This is a genomic window from Thermodesulfobacteriota bacterium (assembly GCA_026415035.1).
Taxonomy (GTDB): Bacteria; Desulfobacterota; BSN033; order BSN033; family UBA1163; genus RBG-16-49-23.
In genome coordinates, this window is record JAOAHX010000018.1 from 19,159 (window position 1) to 44,247 (window position 25,089).

A 25,089-nucleotide genomic window follows, 5' to 3' on the forward strand; every position below is an offset into this window, starting at 1 on the left:
TCGATTCCTCCTTTTTAAACTCGAAATCTTCACCCCTGCTCTTAGCACAATAAAGAGGACTTGTCAAGGCGAAATGTGATTTTTATAACAAGTTTCTAACTTGCTGAAAAAATATAAATTTAGTCGATGTCCGAGGCAAAATTTCAAGCGTGTGAGAAGGAGGGAATGGCCTTATTGTGTTAACGTGTGCATTTATCTTCTTGCCCTGTTTTTCTCCATATATTCCCTTGCCTGGAACATGAAGGCCTCGAGGCGGGTCAGGGTGTTGGTCTGTTCCTGTCCATCGTAGGCCATGTTGAGGATGGGGATATTGTTGTTCTCTTCCCGGTACCTTTTGAGGAGGGCGCTGACGATCGTCCCAGGCATACAGGTGAAGGGCATGATATTGATGATCCCGCTTGCTCCCCGTTTGGCAAAGTCGATCGACTTTCCGATGGAGAGGATGGCCTCCCCTTCGAAGCTGGAATCGAGATAGGGTTTGGCCTTTTTAAAGAGGGCCTGGGTCTTGGGCTCCCCGAAGTTCCGGAGGTGTCCCTTGAAGATCCTTTCGAGGCGGTGCTCATCCTTCTTCTGATAGTAATCGGTCAGAAAGACCTTCAAGAGATTCGAAAAGGACTTCTTCCGAAGGCTCCGTCTCTTGGAGATGGTGTTGACATAGAGGATCCACTCGGTCATCGGCGCGATCCAGGCCTCGCCTCCGAACTGTTCAATCTTCCGGATCACGTCCTCGTTGCTGAAGCGGTTGAGCCGGACGTAGATCTCGCCCACGATCCCGATCAGGGGCTTCGATCCGGGGGCCTCTACTTCGATGCGGTCGAAGGCTTCTAAGCCCTGTCGGAGGACTTCCTTCAGATCCCTTCCCTTCCGAATCGCGTCACAGACCTTTTGGAGGGACTCTTCATAGACCCGATCGGCCTCGCCCTTTTGCTTCTCATAGGGCCGGGTTTCGAGGAGCTTCTTGATCAGGAGGTCGACAGCGACGATCCCCTGCCACCCCAAACGGGAGAACTGGGAGCCCATGATCCCGAGGTCGTTGTAGAGCGTCTCGTCCTGATTGGGCGCATAGATCGGGACATGCGGGAATCCCAACTCGTCGAGGACGAGACGGTGGAAACGGTGGTACTGGCCGAAGCGGCAGGGCCCGTTTCCCGAGGGCATGAAGAAGGCCGCTCGCTCATGATCGAACCCCGGGGTCTTGACCAACTTGACCATATCCCCTGTGGTCAAAATGCAGGGGTAACACTCCTTGCCCGAGGTGAGCCTCCTCCCCCAGTAGAGGGTCTCCTCGTCCGATTCCTGGAAGACCTCGGCCTCCACCCCGCAGGCCTCGAAGGCGGCCTTCACCGCATAGGCGCCGTCATACATGTAGGGGATATAGATCTTCTTGCTCCGGTCGGTCTTGGGAGGCACCCTCTTCGAAGGAGCAAATTTCTTCGCCTTCGCATGCTTCAAGCTGTCGAGGAAGGCCTCGCAACGGGTGATGGCACCCGCATCCGCACTGTGTTCGTCGATCTCGATCTGGAGGTGGGGTTTGCCCTTCGAGAGTTCCCTGAAGAAATGGGTGATGAAGGAGTCCGGGCCGCAGCCGAAGTTGGTGATGTAAACGGCATAGAGCCTCGGATCCTCGTTGATGATCTTTCCGGCGGAGAGGATCTTCTGGCCGTAGCGCCAGTACATCTCCCGGATCTCCTCCGTGGGGTTGACCGAGTCGAGGGGGAGAAAATCCATGGGAATGGGAAGGACGCCCAGGTCCCTCAACTTTTTCGGCAACTCCAAGTTGACCCCGGGATCGCAGGAGTTGTAGGGCCGTCCGACGATGACCATGGCCTTCTCCTCGGGCCCGAGCCGGTCAAGGACCTCCTTGCCCCGGTTGAGAAGCCCCTGGTAGAAGCGGGCCTGAAACCGCTCGGCCTTCTCCATGGCCTCTTTGACCTGTTTGGCCTTCCGCTTGAGGGACCTTCCGAACTCGACCAGTTCTTTCTCCAGATGATCCCTTCCGAACCTGAAATGGAAGACCGGCTGGAGGACCTCAACGCCCCCTTTCTTGAAATCGATGGAGGAGTGGACCGCATACGGAAAGGCCTGGGCATAGGGGCAGGCGGCGCTGATCGGGATCTCCGGATGAGGCGACTTGAGGTTGACGATGGAGGGGAGGAAGATCCGACGCACGCCCTTCTCCATGAGATTGAGGACATGGCCGTGGCTCACTTTGATGGGGAAACAGGTCTCGGCCACGACGTTCTCCACGCCTTTCCGGATCAGCTCCTTGTTGGTCGCATCGGAGAGGACGGGCCGATAACCCAGCTCGACGAAGAAGGCCCTCCAGAAGGGCATCAGCTCGTGGAGGTAGAGAATCCTCGGGATCCCGATGAGCGGCGCATCCGCGGGAAGGGCCTCCTCCTTTTCGTAAGGGGCAAAGAGCATCCTCTCCCGCTCCTCGAACAGGTCGGGGAGGTCCGATCCCCTGCTCCGTTTGATCACATCGTATTTCTCGCACCGGCTTCCATAGAAGAGGGGTTTCTCCCCCTCCACGCTCACCTTCCGGATGAGACAGAGGTTGGAGCAGGCCTTGCATTCGAAGGAGGTCTGTTCGTATCGGCGCTGACTGAGGTCGAACCCTTTGAAGCGGGATCGTTCCCAGGTCCGCTCCTCCATCGCCAGGATCGCCACCCCGAGGGCTCCGGTGACATCGTGGTTTTCAGGAACGATGATCCTCTTGCCCAGGACGCTCTCGAAGGCGGCCACCACCCCTTTGTTAAAGGCCGTCCCTCCCTGGAAGAAGATCCGTTCCCCGATGCGCCGATCCCCGACGACCCGGTTCAGATAGTTCTGGACGATGGAGTAGCTGAGCCCGGCGACGAGGTTCTCCTTGGAGGCGCCCCTCTGTTGGTGGTGGATGAGATCGGACTCGATGAAGACCGTGCACCGCTCTCCCATCCTCACCGGCTCCGGAGCGGAGAGGGCGAGGTTTCCGAATTCCTCCTTGATCGAGATATCCAGTTTCTCCGCCTGCTCTTCGAGAAAGGAGCCTGTCCCGGCGGCACAGACCTTGTTCATTTCGAAATCGACGACCACCCGTTGGTCGATGCTGATATATTTCGAATCCTGACCGCCGATCTCGAAGATCGTATCCACCGACGGGTCGATATGGACCGCGGCCGTGGCCTGGGCGGTGATCTCATTGCGGACCAAATCGGCGCCCACGAAATCGGCCGTCAGGTAACGGCCCGAACCGGTGGTGCCCACGCCCAGGATCTCGATCTTGTCGCCCAGCTCCTCTCCGATTTCCCTCAGGCCGGTGCGGACCGCCTCGATCGGCCTTCCGGCGGTCATCAGGTATCGCTTGGCCAGGACCTTCTTGTCCTGGTCGATGACGACGAGGTTGGTGCTAATGGAGCCCACATCGATCCCGAGGTAGGCCTTGATCTTCTGGGAAGGTGGGGAGGAGGGAGAAGAGGGGTTTTGGTTCCCCCCTGGAGAGGACGAAGATCGGTGATGGGAAGAGAGGCAGAGCGGTTTTAAGGGCGCCTCCTTCTCCTGGTGGTGCTGGAGATAATCGGTGAGGACCGTTAAATCCAGCCTCGCCCTTGATCGAACCTCCTTCTTCTCCCGGGTGACGAGGACAGCGCCGATGGCCCCCATGGAGGCGAAATATTTCGGGATGATCAACTCCCCCTCGGAGAGTTCGAGGACCTCCTCAAAGGCCTTTCTCATCCCCACATTGGCCGCCACCCCGCCCTGGAAGGCGATCGGTTTATGAAAGGCCTTTCCCTTTCCGATGGTGCTCTTGAAATTCCTCGCCACGGCGTAACAGAGGCCTGCCACGATATCGTAGTCCGGCGTGGCGATCTGCTGAAGGTGGATCATATCGGACTTGGCAAAGACGCTGCACCGTCCGGCAATCCGGGGAGGATTTTTTGACTTGAGGGCCAGTTCGCCGAAGGCCTCGATCGTCAGGCCCAGCCGGGAGGCCTGTTGATCTAAAAAGGACCCGGTCCCCGCCGCACAGAGGGTGTTCATCGAGAAGTCGGCGATCTTAAGGCGACCGTTCTCCTCCTCGATCAGGATCAATTTCGAGTCCTCTCCGCCGATATCGATGATCGTCCGGACCTGGGGATAAAACTCCTGGACCGCCCTGGCCTGGGCGATGATCTCGTTGACGAAGTCTCCTCCGAGGAGATCGGCCAGTAATTTCCCACCCGTGCCGGTGAAGGAGAGGCTGTGAAATCGTTCCGGAGGGATGCGGGAAAGGATTTCTTCTAAAATCTTCTGGACCGTCCGGATCGGCTGTCCTTTGGTCCGGGTATAATGTTCCTCGACGACCTCGGCCCGCTCATTCAGGATGACCGTATTGGCACTGACCGAGCCGACATCAATCCCTAAGTAGAATCTGTCCATTTACGCCTATCGGAATCTGTCCTTCGAAAAAACATTGAAATAAATTTTAATCGATCCCATTTTCGGTTTTCAAGGTGAAGGGGATCCGAACCTCCTTTCTTTCAACGACCTTTCCCTTGAATCAGAAGGGAGGACGCACAAAAATGGATTGACAACCCCTTTTCGGTATGTTAGAGATTTCACGTTTCGAAACCCCTGATGCCCCAGAATCGAAAGCCTGAAAAATTCACGAAAGATTGGGTGAAGTTTGGGGGCATCGGTGTGGAAATGCTCGCTTCGGTGCTGATCGGCGCATTCGGAGGCTATGGCCTCGACCTTCTCCTTAAAACCCGGCCCTGGTTGATGATCGTGGGGTTCATCCTCGGGTCGGTGGCCGGTTTCCGGAGCATCTTCCGTCTCCTTCAGCAGGATCGAACAAAAAAGGATTGAGATGAATCCTTTTCTCTTCGGAACAGGGGTGGGAATCGGGCTGGCGTTGCTCAACTTCCTCGCCTCCACCTTCCTCTCTTCGAAAGTGATCCAACGTTCCAAATTGACCTCGGTGCTCATCGCCCTGGCCGGTTTCATCGGAAGGCTGACAGGCCTCGGTCTCATTTTTTACGGGTTGAGCAGGGTGAAGGGGATCCACTTTCAGGCCGCCCTGGTCTCTTTCCTCATCTGTTTCACCCTTCTCCTCGTCGTCAAGACCATCCGGTTTTATCGGCAGTTAGGGACCGTCCCTTGGAAGCTGATCGGGAGGTAAGGACTCGCCTATGGAAAAGATCGACTTGATGGAACACCTTCACCCCCACGTCCTCGTCCCCCTCAAGATCGGAAGCATCGACGTCTCCATCACCAACGCCGTCGTGATGATGTGGATCGCCTGCGCCCTGGTCTTCCTCACCCTCTACTTTGCGGGAAGGGCCGGGCGTTTGGTCCCGAAGGGACTTCAGAACCTGATGGAGTCGATGGTGGACTATCTGAAGACGAACCTCATCTATGAGACGATCGGCGAGAAGGGGATGGCCTGGTTTCCCTTCATCGCCACGCTCTTCTTCTTCATCCTCTACTGTAACCTCCTCGGCCTGATCCCAAAGGGCTTTACCGCCACCTCGAACATCAACGTCACCGCCTCCCTGGCGGTGGTCGTCTTCCTCTGCACCCAGGGGGCGGGCATCTATAAACACGGGCTCTTCGGCTACCTGAAGAAATTTGTCCCCAAGGGCATTCCCCTCTGGATCATCCCCCTGATGGTCCCTATCGAGATCATCAGCCAGTTCGCCAAACCCTTCTCCCTGGCCGTCCGGCTCTTTGCCAACATGACCGCCGGCCACCTCGTCATCCTGGTCTTCCTCTCCATGATCATCATGTTCAAGAGCGTCATCATCACGCCCCTGCCCCTGGCCATGGCCGTGGTGATGATGGCCTTCGAGATCTTTGTGGCGCTGATTCAGGCATTCATCTTTTCGATCCTGGCCTCCATGTATATTGCCGAGGCCATCCACGAAGAACATTAGACCCACCTCGAACCCCTCTTCTGGAGGGGGGTGGAAGGAGACATTAAATTAATTCATCGGAGGAGGTTGCCAAATGGATCCTGTCGGTTTTGCCTATTTAGGGGGAGGCTTGAGCATCGGCCTGGGAGCTCTCGGGACGGGGGTCGGGATGGGGATCATGGTCGGGAAGACGGTCGAGGGGATGGCCCGTCAGCCCGAGGTTTCCGGACTGCTCCGGACGACGATGATCATCGGCATCGCCTTCATCGAGGCCCTCGCCCTTTATGCCCTGGTCATCAGCTTCCTGTTGATCTTCAAATAAGGCACCGGGTTCCTCAAGGAAGGCGGGTTGGCCCTCGATGGCCACCCCGGACTCCAACCAGGATCCCGGGGGCGGTCATGGGAGGGATTGACCGAAAAGGAGTGGATCATGTTTAAAGCAGAACCAGGATTGATCATCTGGACGCTGGTCTCCTTCTTTCTCCTTCTCATCCTGCTGGCCAAGTTGGCCTATCCCCATATCCTGAGGGGGTTGAAGAAGCGGGAGGAGACCATTCAGCAGCAGCTCGAAGAGGCCCGCCAGGCCAAGCAGAAGGCCGAACAGCTTCTCGAGGAGTACCGGCGCCAGCTCGCGGAGGCCCGCTCCGAGGCCCAGAGGATCATCAACGAGGGCAAGGAATTGGGTGAGAACATGCGAAAGGAGATCATCCAGAGGGCCCAGCAGGAGTCGAATCAGATCGTGAAGCGTGCCCAGGAGGAGATCGAGCTTCAGAAGCAGAAGGCGATCCTCGAGCTCCAGGAGAAGATCGCCGATCTCTCCATCATGGCGGCCTCGAAGGTCATCGGCAAGTCCCTCGATACCGAGGACCACCGTCGCCTCGTCGAGGACTATGTCTCAAAGGTAGGTGAACTCTATGGGAAGTGATCCGGTGGTGAGAGGCTATGCCGAGGCCCTCTTCCATATGGCCAGGGCCGAGGAGGTGCTCGATCGGGTGGAAGAGGAGTTGACCCGCCTCAAGACCGGCCTCGAATCGAATGCCGAACTCAAGGAGTTTCTAAGCAACCCTCAGGTCTCTTCCGAGGGGAAGCGAAGTGCCCTCTCCCAGATCTTCGGGGGGACCGTTTCTGCCCTCACCCTCGACTGGCTCCATCTGGTCATCGATCAGGGCCGTCAGAGGAGGCTTCCAAACATCATCGAGACCTTCTTTGGCCTGGCGGAGGAATCCCGGCAGAAGGTGACCGCCGAGGTGATCACGGCCACTCCCCTGACGGAGGATCTGATCCAGCGCCTCGAGAAGGAACTCTCAAGGGCATCGAAGAAGCGGGTCTTTTTAAAACCGATGGTCGATCCCTCCATCTTGGGCGGAGCGATCGTCAAGATCGAAAATAAGATCATCGACGGAAGCATCCGGCATCGGCTCGAGGAGATCAAACAGGAGATGGTGAAGACCTACTGACCCAAGGGGTTGGGGCCTCCTCCTCAAGGAGAGGCGAGGCCGATGAATCCAAAACCCTCTTACGGCGAAGGGGAGGGTGGAGAAGGGCATAGTGGGGTGGAGACGTGGAACTGAAGATCAAACCAGAAGAGATATCAGCCATACTCAGACGCCATATCGAGCAATACCAGATTAAGACCGAGGCCGAGGAGATCGGAGAGGTGATCGAAGCCGGCGACGGGATTGCCCGGATCAAGGGCCTCCCGGGCTGCATGGCCTCGGAGATGCTCGAGTTCCCCAAAGGGATTTTGGGGATGGCCCTCAACCTCGACGAGGACCATATCGGTGCGATGATCCTCGGAGACTTCACCCAGATCGAGCAGGGCGATCCCGTGAAGCGGACCGGAAGAGTCCTTTCGGTTCCTGTGGGCGATGCCCTGATCGGCCGGATCGTCAATGCCATGGGCCAGCCCATCGACGGGAAGGGACCGATCCATACGGAGAAATTTCGTTTGATCGAAGGCACCGCGCCCAATGTCGTGGAACGCCAGCCCGTGAAGGAGCCCCTCCAGACCGGGCTCAAGTGTATCGACTCGATGATCCCCATCGGAAGGGGGCAGCGGGAGCTCATCATCGGCGACCGGCAGACGGGAAAGACGGCTATCGCGGTGGACACGATTCTCAACCAGAAGGGCGGGGACGTCATCTGCATCTACGTGGCCATCGGGCAGAAGCAGTCGACCGTGGCCTCGGTGGTCAACACCCTTCAGGAGTATGGGGCGATGGAATATACCATCGTCGTCTCCGCCACGGCCAGCGACCCTGCTCCCATGCAGTATGTCGCCCCCTATGCGGGCTGCGCCATGGGAGAGGAGTTCAGGGATACCGGGCGCCATGCCCTGATCATCTATGACGACCTCTGGAAGCATGCGGTGGCCTATCGGCAGATCTCTCTTCTCCTGAGGAGACCTCCTGGCCGGGAAGCCTTTCCAGGGGACATCTTCAACCTCCACTCCAGGCTCCTGGAGCGGGCGGCCAAACTGAGCGATGACCTCGGAGGAGGCTCCCTCACCGCGCTTCCCATTGTGGAGACCCAGGCAGGGGACTACTCGGCCTATATCCCGACCAATGTCATCTCCATCACCGACGGCCAGATCTATCTCGAAAGCGACCTCTTCTATGCCGGGGTCCGGCCCGCGGTCTCCGTAGGCCTCTCGGTCTCGAGGGTCGGAGGCAATGCCCAGATCAAGGCCATGAAGAAGGTGGCCGGGATGCTCCGGCTTGACCTCGCCCAGTATCGGGAGCTGGTCGCCTTTGCCAAATTCGGCTCGGAGCTGGACAAGGCCACCCAGGCCCAGATCACCCGGGGAGAGCGTCTGGTGGAGATCCTGAAACAGCCCCAGTACAGCCCGATGCCCGTGGAGAATCAGGTGATGATCATCTTCGTCGCGGAGAATGGCTATCTCGACGACCTCCCGGTGGAAAAGGTGAAAGATTTCGAAGCCGGGTTCTATCCCTTCATCCGCGAGAAGTATCCCCAGATCCCCAAGGCCATCCGCGAGACGAAGGAGCTTTCCGAGGAGACCTCCAGGCTCCTCCATCAGGCGGCCCAGGAATATAAGAAGAATTTTGTGGTGACCTGACCCCATGCCCGGAACCAAAGAGATCCGACGAAGAATCCGAAGCGTCATCAGCATCCAGCAGATCACCCGCGCCATGGAGATGATCGCGGTCTCCCGCCTCAAGCGGGCCGAGGAGCGTCTCCGTTCGGCCCGACCCTACGCGGAGAAGATTCAGGAGTTAATGCAGAGCCTGGCCCCTTCTCTTCCCCGGATTGACCATCCCCTTCTCGTCAAACGGGAGGTGAAACGGATCGGCCTCGTCCTGATCACCTCGGACAAGGGGCTCTGCGGCGGATACAACGCCAATGCGATTGCCGAGGCGACTCGGTTCATCAGCCGTTTCCCGGACAAAGAGATCCGGCTCATCCTCATCGGCAGAAAAGGCCACGACTTCTTCAAGAAGAAGGCCTATCCGATCGATTATACCCTCCTTCAGCTCTCGAAGGAGATCACCCTCCAGGAGGTAAGAGAAATCTCCGGGGTGATCATCAAAGGTTTTAAGGAGGCCCTCTACGACGAGGTCCACCTGATCTATACCCGGTTTCAATCGGCCATCTCCACCCACCCCACGCTCCTCCGACTCCTCCCCCTCGAAAGTCCGGAGAGGGCCAAGGGGGGAGGAGAGGTGAAGGGAGAGCCGATCTTCGAACCCTCGGCCGAAGAGATCATGGCCCAACTCCTGCCCAAATATCTCGAAGCGCAGATTTATAAAGGCCTTGTCGAGTCGGTCGCAAGCGAGCAGGGGGCCCGGATGGTCTCGATGAAATCGGCCACGGAGAATGCGGAGGAGATGATCTCCACCCTCACCCTCAGTTACAACAAGGCGAGGCAGGCCTCCATCACCAAGGAACTCCTGGAGGTGACCACGGGCGCCGAGGCCCTGCGGCTGGCCCAAAAGAAAAAATAGGGTCGGGGGGTGTTAGGGGGGCCTTTCGACTTAAATCTTCTAACTTCGCCAGGAGGTAAGACATTGAAGGTCGGGAAAGTCTTGAGGGTCATCGGTCCGGTCGTGGACGTCGAATATTTCACCGAAGAGCTTCCAGCCATCTACAATGCCATCCGGATCGACAAACCGGACGGGACGAAACTGATCGTGGAGGTCGCCCAGTATTTGGGTGACAATGTCGTCCGGTGCGTGGCGACCTCCTCAACGGACGGTCTGGTCCGTGGGATGGCTGCCGTCGATACCGGAGAGCCCATCACCATGCCGGTCGGAAGAGAGACCCTGGGGAGGGTCTTCAACCTCCTCGGAGAGCCCATCGATAAGTTGGGCGAATGTCCCGCCAAGAAGCGCTATCCCATCCATCGCCATCCCCCGCCCTTCGAGGAGCAGGTCCCTTCCACCCAGGTCTTCGAAACAGGCCTCAAGGTGATCGACCTCCTCGAGCCCTATGCCAAAGGCGGAAAGGTCGGCCTCTTCGGGGGCGCGGGCGTGGGAAAGACCGTCCTGATCATGGAGTTGATTCGAAACATCGCGACCGAACACGGAGGGTTTTCGGTCTTCGGCGGCGTGGGCGAGAGGACCCGCGAAGGAAACGACCTCTGGCTCGAGATGAAGGCCTCGGGCGTGATCGACAAGACCGTCCTCGTCTTCGGTCAGATGAACGAGCCTCCCGGCGCCAGGCTCAGGGTCGGCCTCTCCGCCCTCACCCAGGCCGAATACTTCCGGGATGAAGAGGGCCAGGACGTCCTCCTCTTCATCGATAACATCTTCCGATTTGTCCAGGCGGGCTCCGAGGTTTCGGCCCTCCTCGGCCGGATGCCATCGGCCGTGGGCTACCAACCCACCCTCTCGACGGAGATGGGCGAGCTGCAGGAACGGATCACCTCGACCAAGAGGGGATCGATCACCTCGGTCCAGGCCATCTATGTCCCTGCGGATGACCTGACCGATCCGGCTCCGGCCACGACCTTTTCCCATCTCGATGCGACCACGGTGCTTTCGAGGCAGCTGGCCGAGCTGGGCATCTATCCTGCCGTGGACCCCCTCGACTCCACGTCGAGGATCCTCGATCCGCGCATCGTCGGCGAGGAACACTACCGGGTAGCCCGGGGGGTCCAGCAGGTCCTTCAACGTTATAAAGAACTTCAGGACATCATCGCCATCCTCGGCATGGAAGAGCTTTCGGAGGAGGACAAGCTGATCGTCCATCGGGCCCGAAGGATTCAGCGTTTCCTCTCCCAGCCCTTCTTCGTGGCCGAACAATTCACCGGCACCCCGGGACGCTATGTCCCCTTGCCCGATACGATCAAGGGCTTCAAGGAGATCCTCGAAGGAAAGCACGACGACCTGCCCGAACAGGCCTTCTACATGGTGGGAAAGATCGAAGAGGCGGTCGAAAAGGCAAAGCGGTTACAGGAGGGAATCCACTGAAACAAAAGCTCGTAATGGGAAGCGAGAAACCGGGAACGATCTCCAGGGATTGAGTGGGGATAAAACATCTGAGAAATGGGATCGTTTTTGGATCGGGTAAGTAATCGAGATGGATGATCAGCCCTTTATCCTCGATGTCGTGACCTTAAAGAGGGTCGTCTTCAGCGAACCGGTCGAATCGGTGGTTGCGCCCGGAACGGTCGGTTACTTCGGGATCCTTCCCGGACATACCCCTTTTGTCTCAAGCCTGCAGGTGGGCATCACCCGGATCACAAAGCCAGGGGGGGAGAAGTTGAACCTCTTTACCAGCACCGGCTTTCTAATGACGGATGGGAAGAGGGTCATCCTCCTGGCCGATGCTGCCGAACGGCCGGAAGAGATCGATACCGCAAGGGCTCAACGGGCCAAAGAGAGGGCCGAAAAACGCCTGGCTGAAAGGGCACCGGATACGGACATCAACCGGGCCAAGGTGGCCCTCCTCCGTGCGGTCACCCGGCTCAAACTGGCCCAGGGGTGATCCCTTTGGAGAGGCGGGCTTTCAGGAGGCCGAGGGCCTTCGAAATCGCCTCGGGCATGGTCCGGCCGAATTGTTCGAAGAACTTTTCGATGCCCAAGATCTCGTCGTCCCACTCCCGGGGATGGATCTCGAAGAGTTTCGCAAGCCTTTCTTCGGAGAGGCCCAACCCCTCCCGTTCGATCTCGTTGAGATGAGGGACGAGCCCGAGAGGGGTCTCCCTTGCACCCACCCGGCCCCTGACCCGATCGACGATCCACTTCAACACCCGGATATTCTCTCCGAATCCAGGCCAGAGAAATCGGCCCTCCTCGTCGAGCCTGAACCAGTTGACCGAAAAGATTCTCGGCGGGTGTGCCAGCCTCTCTCCCATCCGGAGCCAGTGGCCGAAATACATCCCCATATTATACCCGCAGAAGGGAAGCATGGCCATCGGATCCCTTCTCAGGACCCCGATCTGATGGAGGGCCGCGGCGGTCGTTTCGGAGCCGTTTCTCGCCCCTAAAAAGACGCCGTGGGCCCAGTCGAATCCCTCCGTGACCAGCGGGATCAGGTGGCTCCGGCGCCCTCCGATCAGGATGGCCGAGATCGGCACCCCTGCGGGATTGGCAAACTCTTTGGAGAGGGTCGGTACCTGCTCGATCGAGACGGTGAACCTCGCATTGGGATGGGCGGCCTTCTTTTCGCCTCCGGGGCTCCAGGGCTGGCCCTGCCAGTCCAGAAGGCGATTCGGGACCTCTCCGTCCATCCCCTCCCACCAGGGCTCGTTTGTCTCGGGGTTCAAGGCGGTATTGGTGAATAGGACCGGAAAGCATCTCCCCGCCGTCAGGGTCTTCATCATGTTTGGATTGGTCTTCATCGAGGTGCCCGGAGCCACACCGAAGAGTCCGATTTCAGGATTGATGGCCCAGAGCCGACCGTCCGGTCCGACGTTGAGCCAGGCGATATCGTCTCCGAGGGTCCAGACCCTGTAGCCGGGCAGGGTCGATTCCAGCATGGCAAGGTTCGTCTTTCCGCAGGCCGATGGCATGGCCGCCGCGAGGTAAGTCACCTCGCCTTCCGGGTCCTCGACACCGATGATGACCATGTGTTCCGCCAGCCACCCTTCCTTCAACCCCTGCCAGGAGGCGATCCTGAGGGAGAAGCATTTCTTTCCGAGGAGGGCATTTCCACCGTAGCCCGAACCGATGCTCCAGACGAGGTATTCGTCAGGAAAGTGCATGATGAAACGGCGATTCGGGTCGAAGTCGCCTATGGAGTGAAGGCCCTTGACGAAATCCTCTCTCCTCCCGATCTTCTCGACGACCTCCTTTCCCATGCGCGTCATGATCCGCATGCTGATGGCGACGTAAGAGACATCGGTCAACTGAACGCAGGCCTTGGCATAGGGGGAATCGGGATGGCCCATCATATAAGGGAGCACATACATGGTGCGCCCTCTCATGCAGCCCTTCGTTAAAGAGGTGAGAAGGGCCTTGGCCTCTTTGGGATCCATCCAGTTATTGTTGGGCCCTGCGAGATCTTTCTCGGGATGGCAGACATAGGTGAGGTGCTCGGTCCTGGCCACATCGGTGGGATGGCTTCGATGGAGATACGCGTAGGGAAAGGTCCTCTGATTCAGTGGATGAAAAATCGGATGGGCTTCGATCCTCTCCTCCTTCATCCCGATCTCGATGAGGCGATGGGCCTCTTCCTCGGAACCGTCACACCAGTAGATCCGCTCCGGCTCGGTCAACCGGGCCTGCTCTTCCACCCATTCCTCCAGAGGAGTCGCCATCGGTCGATTCTCCTTTTTGATTTATATTCAACTTAAAGGGGGTTCTGGGGTTGTACGTCTTTATATACCTAATGGCCTTACTTTTCAAGTTCAAGTTAAGGCAATTATAAAAGATTGGCCACTGGTTTTGCGATCAATTGAAGGAGCCGGTCGGGGGCTTTCATGGCAATGAGGATAAAACGGTGTTCTCTTTCTCTTGAGTAGGCATAAAGCCCTTTCAGGCTGTTTAGGTGGAGCTTTCATGGATTGAACCATTTCGGAAGAACGCCCCCACCTCCGGAGGACCTTGGCCTCAGGGATGGCCAGGAAGGTTTAAAGGGGCAGGGTAGGCCTTCTCTTCTCTAACCTTTTATGGAAAAAGGGCGAAAGGTCGGTTGTCGTCTTCAAGCAGGCCCAAGAGAATGGCAAAATAAATGGGGCATGATTGTCAACTTTTAATTGATAACAGGTTGACATTATTTTTATCCTATCTTATTCTTTTTCAAATCTTCCCTCATTTTTTGGTTTGGGTGTGGTAGGATCACCAGGCCTTGATGACAGCCTCGCTTGGAAAAGAAAAGGATTTCGCCCTTGGGATCACGTCTCTTTTGAATGAAACCCATTAAAAGGAGCCCTCTTTATTTATGAAAAATTTGGGTCGATTAGAGGAGAAAGTTTTATCCGGGGAAGGCCTCTCCGAAGAAGAGGCCAGAGGAATACTTCAGATAGGTCATGAAAATGTTCTCGAGATCATATCCCTTGCAAATCAAGCCAGGGCCAGGTTTAAGGGGAATAAAATCAACCTCTGCTCCATCATCAATGCAAAATCAGGGCTTTGTGGAGAAGATTGTGCTTTCTGTTCGCAATCGGTCTATCATCCTACCCAGATACCAACCTATCCATTTGTTGGCGAGGAGAGGGTGATTCAGGAGGCCAAAGAGGCAGCAAAGAGTCAGGCGCGCCACTTTTCGATCGTGATGAGTGGCTATGCCCCAACCGAGGATGAACTCAAGGGTATCGAACATTCGATTGTGGGGATCTTGAGAGAAACCTCCCTCGAGCCCTGTGCCTCGCTCGGGATTCTCGACAGGAGGTCCCTTACAAGGCTTAAAAAGGCGGGCTTAGGACATTATCACCATAATCTTGAGACCGCCCGGAGTTTTTTTAAGCACATCTGTACGACCCATAGCTACGAGGAGGATCTCAGTACAATTCAAATGGCTAAAGAATTGGGATTCCGGGTGTGCTGCGGTGGCCTCTTCGGGATGGGCGAATCCTGGGAGCATCGTATCGAATTGGCCTACACGCTTAAGGAACTCGATGTTGACTCGGTTCCGATCAATTTTTTAAACCCCATCCCCGGTACACGACTTGAGAAGGCAAGATTTCTAACCCCCATGGAATGCCTCAAAATCATCTCCCTTTTTCGATTGATCTTGCCGCAAAAAGATATCATCGTATGCGGGGGCAGAGAGGTCAATCTAAGAGACCTCCAATCGATGATCTTTTTTGCGGGGGCAAATGGGATGATGATCGGTGGATACCTTACCACAAAAGGGAGAAAACCGGAGGAAGACCTTCAAATGGTAAAGGACCTTGGATTCATCATTGCCTGAAAAGGATGGGGAGGTATTCCGACTTCTCCCCTCCATAAACCTCCCAACAACGCCACAGATCGATACCCTTTCCCCATTCCAAATTTCATCCCCTTTTTAGTCCGCCTTCTTAGGAGAAAACACGAGGCCTGAGGAAGTGTTTGACACCCCTTGTTCCTTGATGTATAACATGCTTGCGATCAGAGGAGATTCCATCTCGCCCGAGGGATCGGCGTGAAGAAACACCCCGTGGCCATCGTCCGATACGAAAATCCTTTGGGGTCGGTACGAAGAGCGGTGGACCTCTGCCGAGGTCTCGATCACCTTCCTGCCAAAGGAAGGGTCTTTATTAAACCCAACATCGTCTTCTGGACCCGGACCACTCCCTTCCCGAAATGGGGGGTGGTGACGACCTCACGGGTCGTGGAAGATATGGTGGTCCTTCTCAAAGAACGCGGCATCGACGATATCACTATCGCTGAAGGGATCACCACCTTCGACCCGAAGGACAGGGAGACCCCTGCTCACGCCTTTGAAACCCTCGGGTACAATCTCCTGAAGAAACGCTACGGGATCAAGACCCTGGACGTCTTCGAGCGGCCCTTTCGGAAGGTCGATCTGGGGGCAGGGGTGGTCCTCAACTTCAATGAAGATATCCTCGAGGCCGACTTCGTGGTCAACCTCCCCGTGTTAAAAACCCATGCCCAGACCGTGGTGAGCCTCGGAATCAAGAACCTGAAGGGGCTGGTGGACGTCCCCTCCCGAAAGAGGTGCCACAACCCGGACCCCGAGAAGAACCTCAGCTACTGGGTCGCCCGGCTCGCCAACAAACTTCCGCCCTCCTTTACCCTGCTCGACGGGATCTTCACGGCAGAAAGAGGCCCTTTTTTCGAGGGAAGGTTGAGGAGGACAAATCTCCTTATCGCCTCTCCCGATCTCTTTTCAGCGGACAAGGTGGGAGCCAAGGTGTTAGGCTATGAGCCCTCCGAGGTCCCCTATCTCCGGTATGCCTCACAAGACTGGGGAAGGCCCCTCGACTTCTCCGATGTCGAAGTGATGGGGGAAAGGATGGAGGCGGTTTCTTCCTTCCATGAGTATGCGTTTCCTTATACTGAGGATGGAACGCTTCCAAAACCCATGGAGAAGCTTGGCATCAAGGGATTGACGTATCGAAAGTATGATGATACCATCTGTACCTACTGTTCCGGTTTCACCACGATCATGCTCATGGCGATCGCCCATGCCTGGAGGGGAAAACCCTGGGACGAAATCGAGATCCTGACCGGCAAGAGGATGAAGCCGACCCCGGGAAAGAAGAAGACGATCCTTCTGGGAAAGTGCATGGTTCAGGCGAATAAGGACAGCGAACATATCCAGGAGATGATCGCGGTGAAAGGATGTCCGCCCGATCTGAAAGAGGCCCTCCAGGCCCTCCAGAGGGCGGGCATCGAGGCAAATCCATCCTTTTTCGAACATATGGATATGGCGGCAGGGTTCTTCCTTAAACGATTTGAAGGGAAACCCGAATTCGACGAATCCTTCTACCGGGTGGTTTAACGAGGAGTCCGGCATGGGGCAGGAGACTTTACTCACCTATTTTTATCGGAATGTGAGGGAATGTCCCGATCGGGTGGCCTTACGCCACAAGGATTACGGGATCTGGCACGATGTCACCTGGAAGCAGTATGGCGAGAAGGTGAGGCAGGTGGCCATGGGGCTGATCAGCCTCGGCCTGAAGAAAGGGGAGTGCGTCTCCATCATCAGCGAGAACCGGCCGGAGTGGGTCTATGCCGACTTCGGGATCATGTCCGCAGGAGGAGTGACCACCGGCATCTATACGACCAATGCCCCAGAACAGTGCGGCTACATCGTCCAGAATTCCGGTTCGAGATTCTATTTCGCGGAGAACGAGGAGCAGTTCGACAAGACCCTCAAGTTCAGGAAGGATACCCCCCATCTCGAAAAGGTGATCGTGATGGATATGGAGGGATTGAAGCGTTACCCTGACCCTCTCCTGATGAGCTTCGACGACCTGTTAAAGCGGGGAAAGGAGTTCGATGAGAAACATCCCGGTCTCTTTGAGCAGCGCCTGGGAGAGGTCCAACCTGAAGACCTGGCGGTCCTCATCTACACCTCCGGCACCACCGGGCCTCCCAAGGGAGCCATGCTCACCCATGCCAACCTCCTCTTCATGAGCGAGGCCATGACCCGGGTGAATCCCGTGAAGGACGGCGACGAAACGCTCTCCTACCTCCCCCTGTGCCACATCTTCGAACAGCTCTTCACGGTGATGATCAATATCCGTTACCGGACGGTCTGCAATTTCATCGAGAGTCCCGACACGGTGATGGAGAATATGCGGGAGGTCTCTCCGACGATCACCTGCGGGGTGCCCCGCATCTGGGAGAAGTATGCCTCGGGGATCATGATCCGGATGGCTGACGCCACCTGGTTCAAGCGGACGGTCTTCAAGGCCTGTATGGGGATCGGCATGAAGTATGCCGATCGGAAGTTGAACTTTAAGCCCATTCCCTTCTATTTAAAAGCGGCTTATCTGGCCGCCTATGCGGCGGTCTTCCGTAAGCTCAAGGAACGTCTGGGCTTCGACCGGGTGCGGATCGCCTACTCCGGGGCCGCTCCCATCTCCCCGGACGTCCTGAAGTTCTTCAACGCCATCGGCCTTCCCCTTGTGGAGGGCTACGGCCAGACCGAGGGGACGGGCGTCACCACCGTCAGCCAGAAGGGACGACTCAAGATCGGGAAGGTCGGCCAACCCCTTCCGGGCGTCGAGGTGAAGATCGCCGAGGACGGAGAGATCCTGGTGAGGGGGCCGGGCGTCTTCAAGGGCTATTTTAAGAACCCCGAGGCCACTGCCGAGACGCTCAAAGACGGATGGCTCCACTCGGGAGACGTGGGAGAGCTGGACGAGGATGGGTTTTTGAAGATCACCGACCGGAAGAAGGACCTGATCATCACCGCGGGCGGAAAGAACATCGCCCCCCAGAACATCGAGAATCAGCTCAAATTCAGCCCCTACATCAACGATGCCATCGTCATCGGCGACCGTCGGAAATATCTCGTGGCCCTCATCGCCATCGACGAGGAGAACGTGATCAAATATGCTCAGGATCACAAGATCCAGTTCAGCACCTATGCCAGCCTCACCCAGGCGCCGGAGATCCGGCAGCTGATTCAGAAGGAGGTGGACCGGGTCAATAAGACCCTTGCCCAGGTGGAGCAGGTCAAGAAGTTCGCCATCATCCCCAAGAAGCTCTACGAGGAGGATGGCGAGGTGACGCCGACCATGAAGGTGAAGCGCAAGGCGATCAACGAGGCTTACAAGGACGTGATTGAAAAGTTGTATAGGGGGGATTGAAAGGGAAATTCCAGATGCGCCCTTCGAGGGCCAAGACCCAAAAATTCTCCGATGCTTACCGCCAGCGTTTCTTCCGTTTCCACCTCTGATAGCCTTTGGCCGATTCCTCAGAACGGATGCCGAGATAGAATTCTTTGACATCCTCGTCCTGAAGAAGGATTTCGGGTTTATTGGCCGCCACGATCCTTCCGCTTTCGAGGACGAAGGCGTAGTCCGAAATCCTCAAGGCCATCTTCGCATTCTGTTCCACGAGGAGGATCGTCGTCCCCTCATCGTTGATCGTCTGGATGATGCCGAAGATCTCCTTGACGAGAAGGGGGGAGAGCCCCAGAGAGGGTTCATCGAGCATCAAGAGTTTGGGACGGGCCATCAGGGCCCTCCCGATGGCCAGCATCTGCTGTTCGCCACCGCTGAGCGTCCCCGCCCACTGATCCTTTCTCTGCCGAAGGATGGGAAAGTGGTGGAGGACCCGTTCGTAGTCCTCCCGGATCCCCTTTTTGTCCCTTCGGGTGTAGGCCCCCATCTTCAAGTTTTCGTCGACGCTCAACTCGGGAAAGACCTCTCGTCCCTCGGGGACGTAGGAGATGCCGAGATGGACGATCTCCTCGGCGTCCTTCCCGTCGATCCTCTTGCCCATGAATTCGATCGTCCCCTTGTCGGGTTGATCTTCCAGGAGCCCCATGATCGTCTTGAGGATGGTCGTCTTTCCGGCGCCGTTGGCCCCGAGGATGGAGACGATCTGTTTCTCCTGGACCTCGAGGGAGACTCCCCGGATTGCCATGATGAGACCATAGAAGGTTTCGATGTTTTTAACGTTGAGCAAGGCTCTCTTCCTCTCCTAAATAGGCCTTCAAGACCTCGGGATGCCTCTGGATCTCCTGGGGCAACCCCTCGGCGATCTTCTCTCCGAAATTGAGGGCCAGGATTCGGTCAGAGACCTCCATGATCAGGTTCATGTCATGCTCGACGAGCAGGACCGTGATGCCGAGATCGTCCCGGATGTCCTGGATGGAGAAGATCATGTCCATCTTCTCCTCGAGGTTCATCCCTGCGGAAGGTTCGTCGAGAAGGATCAACTCCGGTTCCAGGGCCAGGGCCCGGCCCAATTCCACCAGTTTTCGGGTCCCGTAAGGGAGATTGATCACAAACTGGTTTCTTGCGGATTGCAAGTCCAGGAAGTCGATGATCTCTTCCACCTTCCGCCGATGTTCGATCTCCTCCCGGGCGGCCTTTGAATTCTTATTGAGGAAGGTGGCTCCGCTCCAGACGCCCGTTTTCATGTGGATGTGACGGCCCAGCATCAGGTTATCCATCGTGGTCATGTGGGAGAAGAGCTCGATGTTCTGAAAGGTCCGGGCGATCCCTTTCTTGGCCACCTGATGGGGCTTCAGATGGGTGATCTCCTCCCCTTTGAAATAGATCTTTCCGGCGTCAGGAGGATAGATCCCGCTGATGCAGTTGAAGATGGTCGTCTTGCCCGCCCCGTTCGGCCCGATGATCGAGTAGATGGTCCCCTTCTGGACCTCGAAGCTCACCCGGTTGAGGGCCTTGATCCCCCCGAAGGAGATGGTCAGGTTTTCGATTTTTAGGATCGGCTCCATGGAAGTTCGATCGCCCAAGGAAGGCCGGGGGCGGGCAGAGAGGGTCCTCTCCCTGCCCTGTCCCCCTCTACTTCGTGATCTGGATCCAGTCCGTGAGCCTCTCGATCGAGCCGTCAGGACGGACCTTCCCATAGAAGACATGTTTCCCGCCCTGCCGGTCCATCGGCGTTTTCGCCGGACCATAGGTGATGGGCGGACCGATGCCTTGCCAGTTCTTGAGCGTTTCCATGGCGCTCACCCAGGTCTCGGGGGTCAAATTCCTCCCGGCCCTCCGGAGCCCTTCGAAGAAGGGCTCGGCGAAGATGATGCCGGCATAGTAGAAGACGCCCCAGCGCTCCTGGGGGGCATATTTCTTCTGGGCCTCTCGGTATTTGACCATCAGGGGATGGTTGGAGTCCGGAAGCTCACCGAAGAAGGAGTTGATCATTCCGGCCCATAACCCTTTGGTGATGCTCATCATCAGGGCCGCGTCGGAAAGGGTGTTGCTTGTCGCCCACTGAGGTTTGAATCCGATCTTGGCCGTCTCCGCCAGAAGCAGGGCGGCATGGGTGGGCATGGCCCACATGATGACCGCTTCGGCTCCGGAGTTCTTCAATTTTAAGGCGTGGGTGCTGAGATCCCGGTCGGTCACCTCCGCAGAGACCTTCTCGACCAGCTTCAATTTGTGCTTCAAGAGATAGCGCTCCACCCCCATAAGCCCCTGTTTTCCGTAATCGTCGTTCTGATAGAACATGGCGATCTTTTTGAACCCAAGCTTCTCATAGAGGTAGCCCGTGAGGTTGAAGGCCTCATCGTCGTAGAGGGGGTAGATGGCGAAGAGGTACTTTTGGATCGGGGTGATCCATTCATAGACGCCCGTGACCGGGCCGCACCAGGGGACTTTGTTCTCCATCAGGTAATCCCGGGCGGTCATCCCGGTGGCCACCCCGACGCCTCCCACGACGGCGAAGACGCCGATCTGCTCTACAAATTCCTTTGCGATGGCCTTGGTCTTGGCCGGCATGTAGGAGTCGTCCCGCAAAAAGTATCGGATCTTTCTTCCGTGGATCCCGCCCTCATCGTTGATGATCTTGACCAGAAGGTCCGTCCCTCTGGCCACGGCTCCCCAAGGGGCAGCGGGTCCGGTTTGAGGCCCCCATTGTCCGATGAGGATCTCTGTGTCCGTAACCCCCCGGACGGCCTGACCCCATGTCGGAGAAGAGATGAGAAATCCAAACATCGTAAGAATAAGACCGATCCCCCATTGACGCTTCCTCATCCTATTCGCCTCCTTTCTTAGTTTTCCCATCATTAAACGGTTGACCCCGACTCTTCGTTTAAACCTTTTTCACGTAATGCCTGGCCAATAACCCGCTCGGTCTCACGCAGAGCATCAGGACGATGATCGCAAAGGCCACGACCGATTTGAACGAGAGGGAGACGTAGCCTCCGAAGAGATTTTCGATCACTCCCAGCAGGGCCCCTCCCAGGGCGGCTCCCGGAAGACTGGTCATCCCGCCGAGGACCCCCGAGGCGAAACCTTTGAGGAGGGGATCCATCATCATGGGGGGATCGAGCACGCCCAAGGCGGCGATGAGCATGCCCGCCACGGCTCCGACCATGGAGCTGAGAGCCCAGGTGAAGGAGTAGATCCATTTGGTCCGGATCCCCATGACGCGGGCCGCCAGTTGATTCTGTTGGGTGGCCCGCATGGCGATGCCCCATTTCGTATAACGAAAGAAGAGAAAGAGGATGAACATCAGGAAGAGGGAGACGATGATCGTCCAGAAGTTGATTTTGCTGATCACCAATCCCGAGAGGTTGTAGGTCTCGATGTTGGAGACCGGGAAGGGGAGGGATCTCTGGTCGGGACCCCATTTCCATCCCACAAATCCCATCAGGATCATTTCAAAGCCGAGGGTGATGATGATCAGACCGAGGACCGTCGGGTCTTTGGCACGCCTGAGGAAGGCAAATTCAAAGAAGACCGCCAGGAGGACGGCAAACAGGAGGGTGAGGGCCAGGGCGTAGGGGAAAGGGAGCTTATAGGTATCGAGGAGGGTGAAGGCAATGAAGGTGCTGATCATCGCCATCTCCCCCTGAGCAAAGTTGAGGACTTCGGAGGTCTTATAGATGATAACCATGGCCAGCGCCAGAAGGGCGTAACAGGCGCCCACCGCCAATCCGCTCACAATCAGTTGTCCCAGCATATTGGGCTCCGAGAAGCTATTCGAAATCCGACTTTGAGCCTTTTAAAAGGGCCAGGTCTTCCAGTATCGCTTGCAACGGATCCAGAATCCGAAGATTCCCAGCGGTTCAAAGAGGACGATGAGGATCATGATGAGGCCGTAAACGATGACCGCGATGTTTGAGATCCCTGCCATGCTCATGTATTTCTGGGAAAAAGCGACGAGGGCGGGCCCGATAAGAGAAATGTCCTGGATGGCTTGCAGTTTAATGTCGAGAAAGGTCATCAGGGCCGCTCCGCTGATGGACCCCATGATCGAGCCCAATCCACCGACGACCACCATCGCCAAAAAGGTGATCGACATGATGAGGTGGAAACTCTCCGGGTTGATGAAGCCCAGGATGAAGGCATAGAGGCCTCCTGCGATCCCGGTATAAAAAGCGCTCACGGCGAAGGCGAGGGTCTTGTAATAGGTGAGATTGACCCCCATGGCTTCGGCCGCGATGTCGCTGTCGCGAATGGCAATGAAGGCCCGGCCCACCCGGGTCTTCATCAACTTCACGGCACCGATGACCATGACCGTGGCGATGACCATGATCAGGTAATAAAAATGGAGATCTTTGATCGGCACCCCGAGGAATTCGAGTTTCGGGGCCTGCAGCCCCATCCGCCCACCGAAGAATTCGAGGTGTTTGATGGTCGTGGTCACCGCCATGCCGAACCCGAGGGTCGCGATGGCGAGGTAGGGCCCCTTCAGTCGCAGGGCCGGGAGCCCCAAGAGGAATCCAAAGGCAGAGGAAGCGAATCCCGCGAGGGGAAGGGCAACAAGAAGGGGAAGGTTCCACCTCGAGACCAGGATGACCGAAGCAAAAGCACCGATGGCGAAGAAGCCGGCATGTCCCATGGAGATCTGGCCGGTATATCCGACGAGGATGTTCAGGCCGACGGCGACGATGGCATGGACCGCGATCAGGTTGACGATATATAGGGAGAGGCCTAAAAGGTGATAGGTTTTGATGAGATAGGGCAAAAGGGCGAGAAAGAGGAGAAAGAGAAGGCTCCAGACCAGAATGGTGTTGCTCTTGAAAAGTTCGATGTCTTCATAATAGTTTCGTTTGATATCCACGAGACGTCAACCGATTAGGACGGATCCTTTATTTAAAATCGTTTTCCTCCAAGGCGTGATGTTATTATAGGCCTCGCCCAGCTTTTGTCAACTCTTTTTTTAAAGAAGTTCGGAGAGTTAACCCTCCCCTCATTTGACAAAGAGGAAGGGTTCCACTATAAAATAGTCCATTCGCGAAGAGAAGGGGAAGGGGGAGAAGGGCCGGTGGTGAAGTTCTTCGAGCTGATTCGAGGGGGAGGGGAGAGGGAGAGGGTCGCTCCGAAAGAGGAGAGGACCTACGAGGAACAGATGGATGAACTCACCTCCTGGAATATCGAGCATACGGACATCCTGAAGATTCTAAGGCAGGAGATTAACGAGGAAAGGTTGGCACGCTGGTCGGAGGCCCTGGAGAGAGGGGTTCGAAGGCATCTCGATCCCAAATGGGTCACCAACGAGGCAGCCCCTCTCATGGCGGTCTATCGTGACCTGTATCGATTTGTGAAGGAGATGAGGGTGAGGCTATTAGGGCACCCCTCGGTGCAGGGGATGAAATCCTTGGAGCGTTCCGATTCCCTGGTGGTTTGCATCCTGTGCGGGATTCGGGCGTTGCAGAAGGAGAGAGGGGCGAAACGGCCCATCGATACCCTCCAATGGATGATCCTCGAAAGGTATTTAGGATAACGCCCGGCTCCTTTAAGGGGTTGACATTTTGAAGCGGTTCAATAATAATTCAGCACGAGGGCGCTTAGTTCAGGGGGAGAACGCCTGCTTCACACGCAGGAAGTCAGAGGTTCAAATCCTCTAGCGCCCACCATCTCTTTCTCGATTCGCCTTGCCACTCGCAAGAGGGAAGCGATGTCCGGACATTCGAAATGGAGCACCATTAAACGGAAGAAAGGGGCGGCCGACGCCAAACGGGGAAAGCTCTTCACGAAGCTGATCCGGGAGATCATGGTCGCCGCCCGCGTGGGCGGGGGAGATATCAATGCCAACCCGAGGCTCCGAACCGCGGTCCAGGCTGCCAAGGCAGAGAACATGCCGAAAGAGAATATCGAACGGGCCATCAAAAAAGGGACCGGAGAGCTGGAGGGCGCCCATTACGAATCCTTGACCTACGAAGGCTACGGCCCAGGGGGAGTGGCGATGCTCCTCGAGGTCTTGACGGACAACAAAAATCGCACCGTGGCCGAGGTGAGGCACATCTTTTCGAAGTATAACGGAAGCCTGGGGGAGACGGGATGTGTCTCCTGGATGTTCGATAAAAAGGGGCTGATCTTGGTGGAGAAGGAAGGGACAGACGAAGACCGGCTGATCGAGGTGGCCCTCGATGCCGGGGCGATCGATGTGAAGGACACGGGCAAGGAATTCGAGGTCACGGTCCCACCGGCCCAGCTGGAGAGCGTGAAGAAGGCCATCGAAGAAGCGGGTTTCAAATATAGCTATGCCGAGGTGACGATGGTCCCTCAGACCACTGTCCGACTCACCGGAAAAGAGGCCGAACAGATGCTCAAGCTCATGGAGGGGCTCGAGGATTCCGACGACGTCCAGAAGGTCTATGCCAATTTTGACATCGCCGACGAGGAGATGGAACGACTCAGTGCTTAAAGACCCAATCCCCCTCGGGAGGCCGAAGCCACCATATCCATCGTTCGAGATAGGTGGCTTTT

At 56.7% G+C, this 25,089-nt stretch carries 22 protein-coding genes and 1 tRNA gene; 16 read left to right on the forward strand and 7 right to left on the reverse strand.

Annotation, left to right across the window (positions count from 1 at the left end):
• Positions 1 to 192: 192 nt before the first annotated feature.
• Positions 193 to 4,398 carry an acyl-CoA dehydratase activase gene (locus N3G78_10745; protein ID MCX8118399.1) on the reverse strand — a complete coding sequence of 1,402 codons (4,206 nt, stop codon included), beginning with the start codon at positions 4,396 to 4,398 and terminating at the stop codon, positions 193 to 195.
• Between the two features lie 198 nt (positions 4,399 to 4,596).
• Here N3G78_10745 and N3G78_10750 point away from each other — a divergent pair, with 198 nt between their 5' ends.
• The 10 genes from N3G78_10750 (at position 4,597) to N3G78_10795 (ending at position 11,822) form a co-directional block, all read left to right on the forward strand.
• Positions 4,597 to 4,827, forward strand: coding sequence for an AtpZ/AtpI family protein (locus tag N3G78_10750; GenBank protein MCX8118400.1), 231 nt, complete (start codon positions 4,597 to 4,599; stop codon positions 4,825 to 4,827).
• A gap of 1 nt (position 4,828) precedes the next feature.
• On the forward strand, positions 4,829 to 5,140 hold the full coding sequence (locus tag N3G78_10755; protein MCX8118401.1) for a hypothetical protein: 312 nt from the start codon (positions 4,829 to 4,831) through the stop codon (positions 5,138 to 5,140).
• A 10-nt stretch (positions 5,141 to 5,150) separates the two neighbouring features.
• On the forward strand, positions 5,151 to 5,894 hold the full coding sequence (locus N3G78_10760; GenBank protein MCX8118402.1) for a F0F1 ATP synthase subunit A: 744 nt from the start codon (positions 5,151 to 5,153) through the stop codon (positions 5,892 to 5,894).
• A 73-nt stretch (positions 5,895 to 5,967) separates the two neighbouring features.
• Positions 5,968 to 6,195, forward strand: coding sequence for a F0F1 ATP synthase subunit C (gene atpE / locus N3G78_10765; protein MCX8118403.1), 228 nt, complete (start codon positions 5,968 to 5,970; stop codon positions 6,193 to 6,195).
• 108 nt (positions 6,196 to 6,303) lie between these two features.
• The gene (gene atpF / locus N3G78_10770) at positions 6,304 to 6,798 is read left to right on the forward strand and encodes a F0F1 ATP synthase subunit B (GenBank protein MCX8118404.1); all 495 of its coding nucleotides are present in this window, start codon (positions 6,304 to 6,306) and stop codon (positions 6,796 to 6,798) included.
• Entirely contained in the window at positions 6,788 to 7,330 is a 543-nt protein-coding gene (gene atpH, locus N3G78_10775) for an ATP synthase F1 subunit delta (protein ID MCX8118405.1), read from the forward strand. Before atpF ends, atpH begins: the two co-directional genes overlap by 11 nt.
• 110 nt (positions 7,331 to 7,440) lie before the next feature.
• A complete protein-coding gene (gene atpA / locus N3G78_10780; protein ID MCX8118406.1) occupies positions 7,441 to 8,952 on the forward strand; it encodes a F0F1 ATP synthase subunit alpha in 1,512 nt (503 codons plus the stop codon).
• Positions 8,953 to 8,956: 4 nt separating this feature from the next.
• Positions 8,957 to 9,838 (forward strand): ATP synthase F1 subunit gamma, encoded by an 882-nt coding sequence (atpG, locus tag N3G78_10785; GenBank protein MCX8118407.1) that lies wholly within the window; start codon positions 8,957 to 8,959, stop codon positions 9,836 to 9,838.
• Positions 9,839 to 9,901: 63 nt separating this feature from the next.
• Positions 9,902 to 11,305 carry a F0F1 ATP synthase subunit beta gene (gene atpD, locus N3G78_10790; protein MCX8118408.1) on the forward strand — a complete coding sequence of 468 codons (1,404 nt, stop codon included), beginning with the start codon at positions 9,902 to 9,904 and terminating at the stop codon, positions 11,303 to 11,305.
• A gap of 109 nt (positions 11,306 to 11,414) precedes the next feature.
• Positions 11,415 to 11,822 (forward strand): F0F1 ATP synthase subunit epsilon, encoded by a 408-nt coding sequence (locus tag N3G78_10795; protein ID MCX8118409.1) that lies wholly within the window; start codon positions 11,415 to 11,417, stop codon positions 11,820 to 11,822.
• On the opposite strand, the gene N3G78_10800 is transcribed toward N3G78_10795, so the two are convergent.
• Entirely contained in the window at positions 11,803 to 13,596 is a 1,794-nt protein-coding gene (locus N3G78_10800) for a phosphoenolpyruvate carboxykinase (GTP) (protein ID MCX8118410.1), read from the reverse strand. The genes N3G78_10795 and N3G78_10800 overlap by 20 nt on opposite strands.
• Before the next feature lie 623 nt (positions 13,597 to 14,219).
• On the opposite strand from N3G78_10800, the gene bioB reads away from it, so the two are divergent.
• The 3 genes from bioB to N3G78_10815 all read left to right on the forward strand — a co-directional run bounded on the left by bioB (position 14,220) and on the right by N3G78_10815 (position 18,546).
• Positions 14,220 to 15,191, forward strand: a complete 972-nt coding sequence (bioB, locus tag N3G78_10805; protein MCX8118411.1) for a biotin synthase BioB — start codon at positions 14,220 to 14,222, stop codon at positions 15,189 to 15,191.
• 213 nt (positions 15,192 to 15,404) lie between these two features.
• Entirely contained in the window at positions 15,405 to 16,727 is a 1,323-nt protein-coding gene (locus N3G78_10810; GenBank protein MCX8118412.1) for a DUF362 domain-containing protein, read from the forward strand.
• A gap of 13 nt (positions 16,728 to 16,740) precedes the next feature.
• Positions 16,741 to 18,546: an AMP-binding protein gene (locus N3G78_10815; GenBank protein MCX8118413.1), complete on the forward strand. Its 1,806-nt coding sequence runs from the start codon at positions 16,741 to 16,743 to the stop codon at positions 18,544 to 18,546.
• Between the two features lie 55 nt (positions 18,547 to 18,601).
• On the opposite strand, the gene N3G78_10820 is transcribed toward N3G78_10815, so the two are convergent.
• The 5 genes from N3G78_10820 to N3G78_10840 form a co-directional block, all read right to left on the reverse strand.
• The gene (locus N3G78_10820; GenBank protein ID MCX8118414.1) at positions 18,602 to 19,327 is read right to left on the reverse strand and encodes an ABC transporter ATP-binding protein; all 726 of its coding nucleotides are present in this window, start codon (positions 19,325 to 19,327) and stop codon (positions 18,602 to 18,604) included.
• Between the two features lie 28 nt (positions 19,328 to 19,355).
• A complete protein-coding gene (locus N3G78_10825; GenBank protein MCX8118415.1) occupies positions 19,356 to 20,147 on the reverse strand; it encodes an ABC transporter ATP-binding protein in 792 nt (263 codons plus the stop codon).
• Positions 20,148 to 20,214: 67 nt separating this feature from the next.
• Entirely contained in the window at positions 20,215 to 21,405 is a 1,191-nt protein-coding gene (locus N3G78_10830) for an ABC transporter substrate-binding protein (GenBank protein MCX8118416.1), read from the reverse strand.
• A 58-nt stretch (positions 21,406 to 21,463) separates the two neighbouring features.
• The gene (locus N3G78_10835) at positions 21,464 to 22,336 is read right to left on the reverse strand and encodes a branched-chain amino acid ABC transporter permease (protein ID MCX8118417.1); all 873 of its coding nucleotides are present in this window, start codon (positions 22,334 to 22,336) and stop codon (positions 21,464 to 21,466) included.
• Between the two features lie 42 nt (positions 22,337 to 22,378).
• Positions 22,379 to 23,440, reverse strand: a complete 1,062-nt coding sequence (locus N3G78_10840) for a branched-chain amino acid ABC transporter permease (GenBank protein ID MCX8118418.1) — start codon at positions 23,438 to 23,440, stop codon at positions 22,379 to 22,381.
• A gap of 204 nt (positions 23,441 to 23,644) precedes the next feature.
• Here N3G78_10840 and N3G78_10845 point away from each other — a divergent pair, with 204 nt between their 5' ends.
• From N3G78_10845 to N3G78_10855, 3 genes are all read left to right on the forward strand, one after another.
• Positions 23,645 to 24,103, forward strand: a complete 459-nt coding sequence (locus tag N3G78_10845) for a hypothetical protein (GenBank protein ID MCX8118419.1) — start codon at positions 23,645 to 23,647, stop codon at positions 24,101 to 24,103.
• 58 nt (positions 24,104 to 24,161) lie between these two features.
• Positions 24,162 to 24,236 (forward strand) — tRNA-Val (locus N3G78_10850).
• 41 nt (positions 24,237 to 24,277) lie between these two features.
• Entirely contained in the window at positions 24,278 to 25,027 is a 750-nt protein-coding gene (locus tag N3G78_10855) for a YebC/PmpR family DNA-binding transcriptional regulator (GenBank protein MCX8118420.1), read from the forward strand.
• Positions 25,028 to 25,089: the final 62 nt, after the last annotated feature.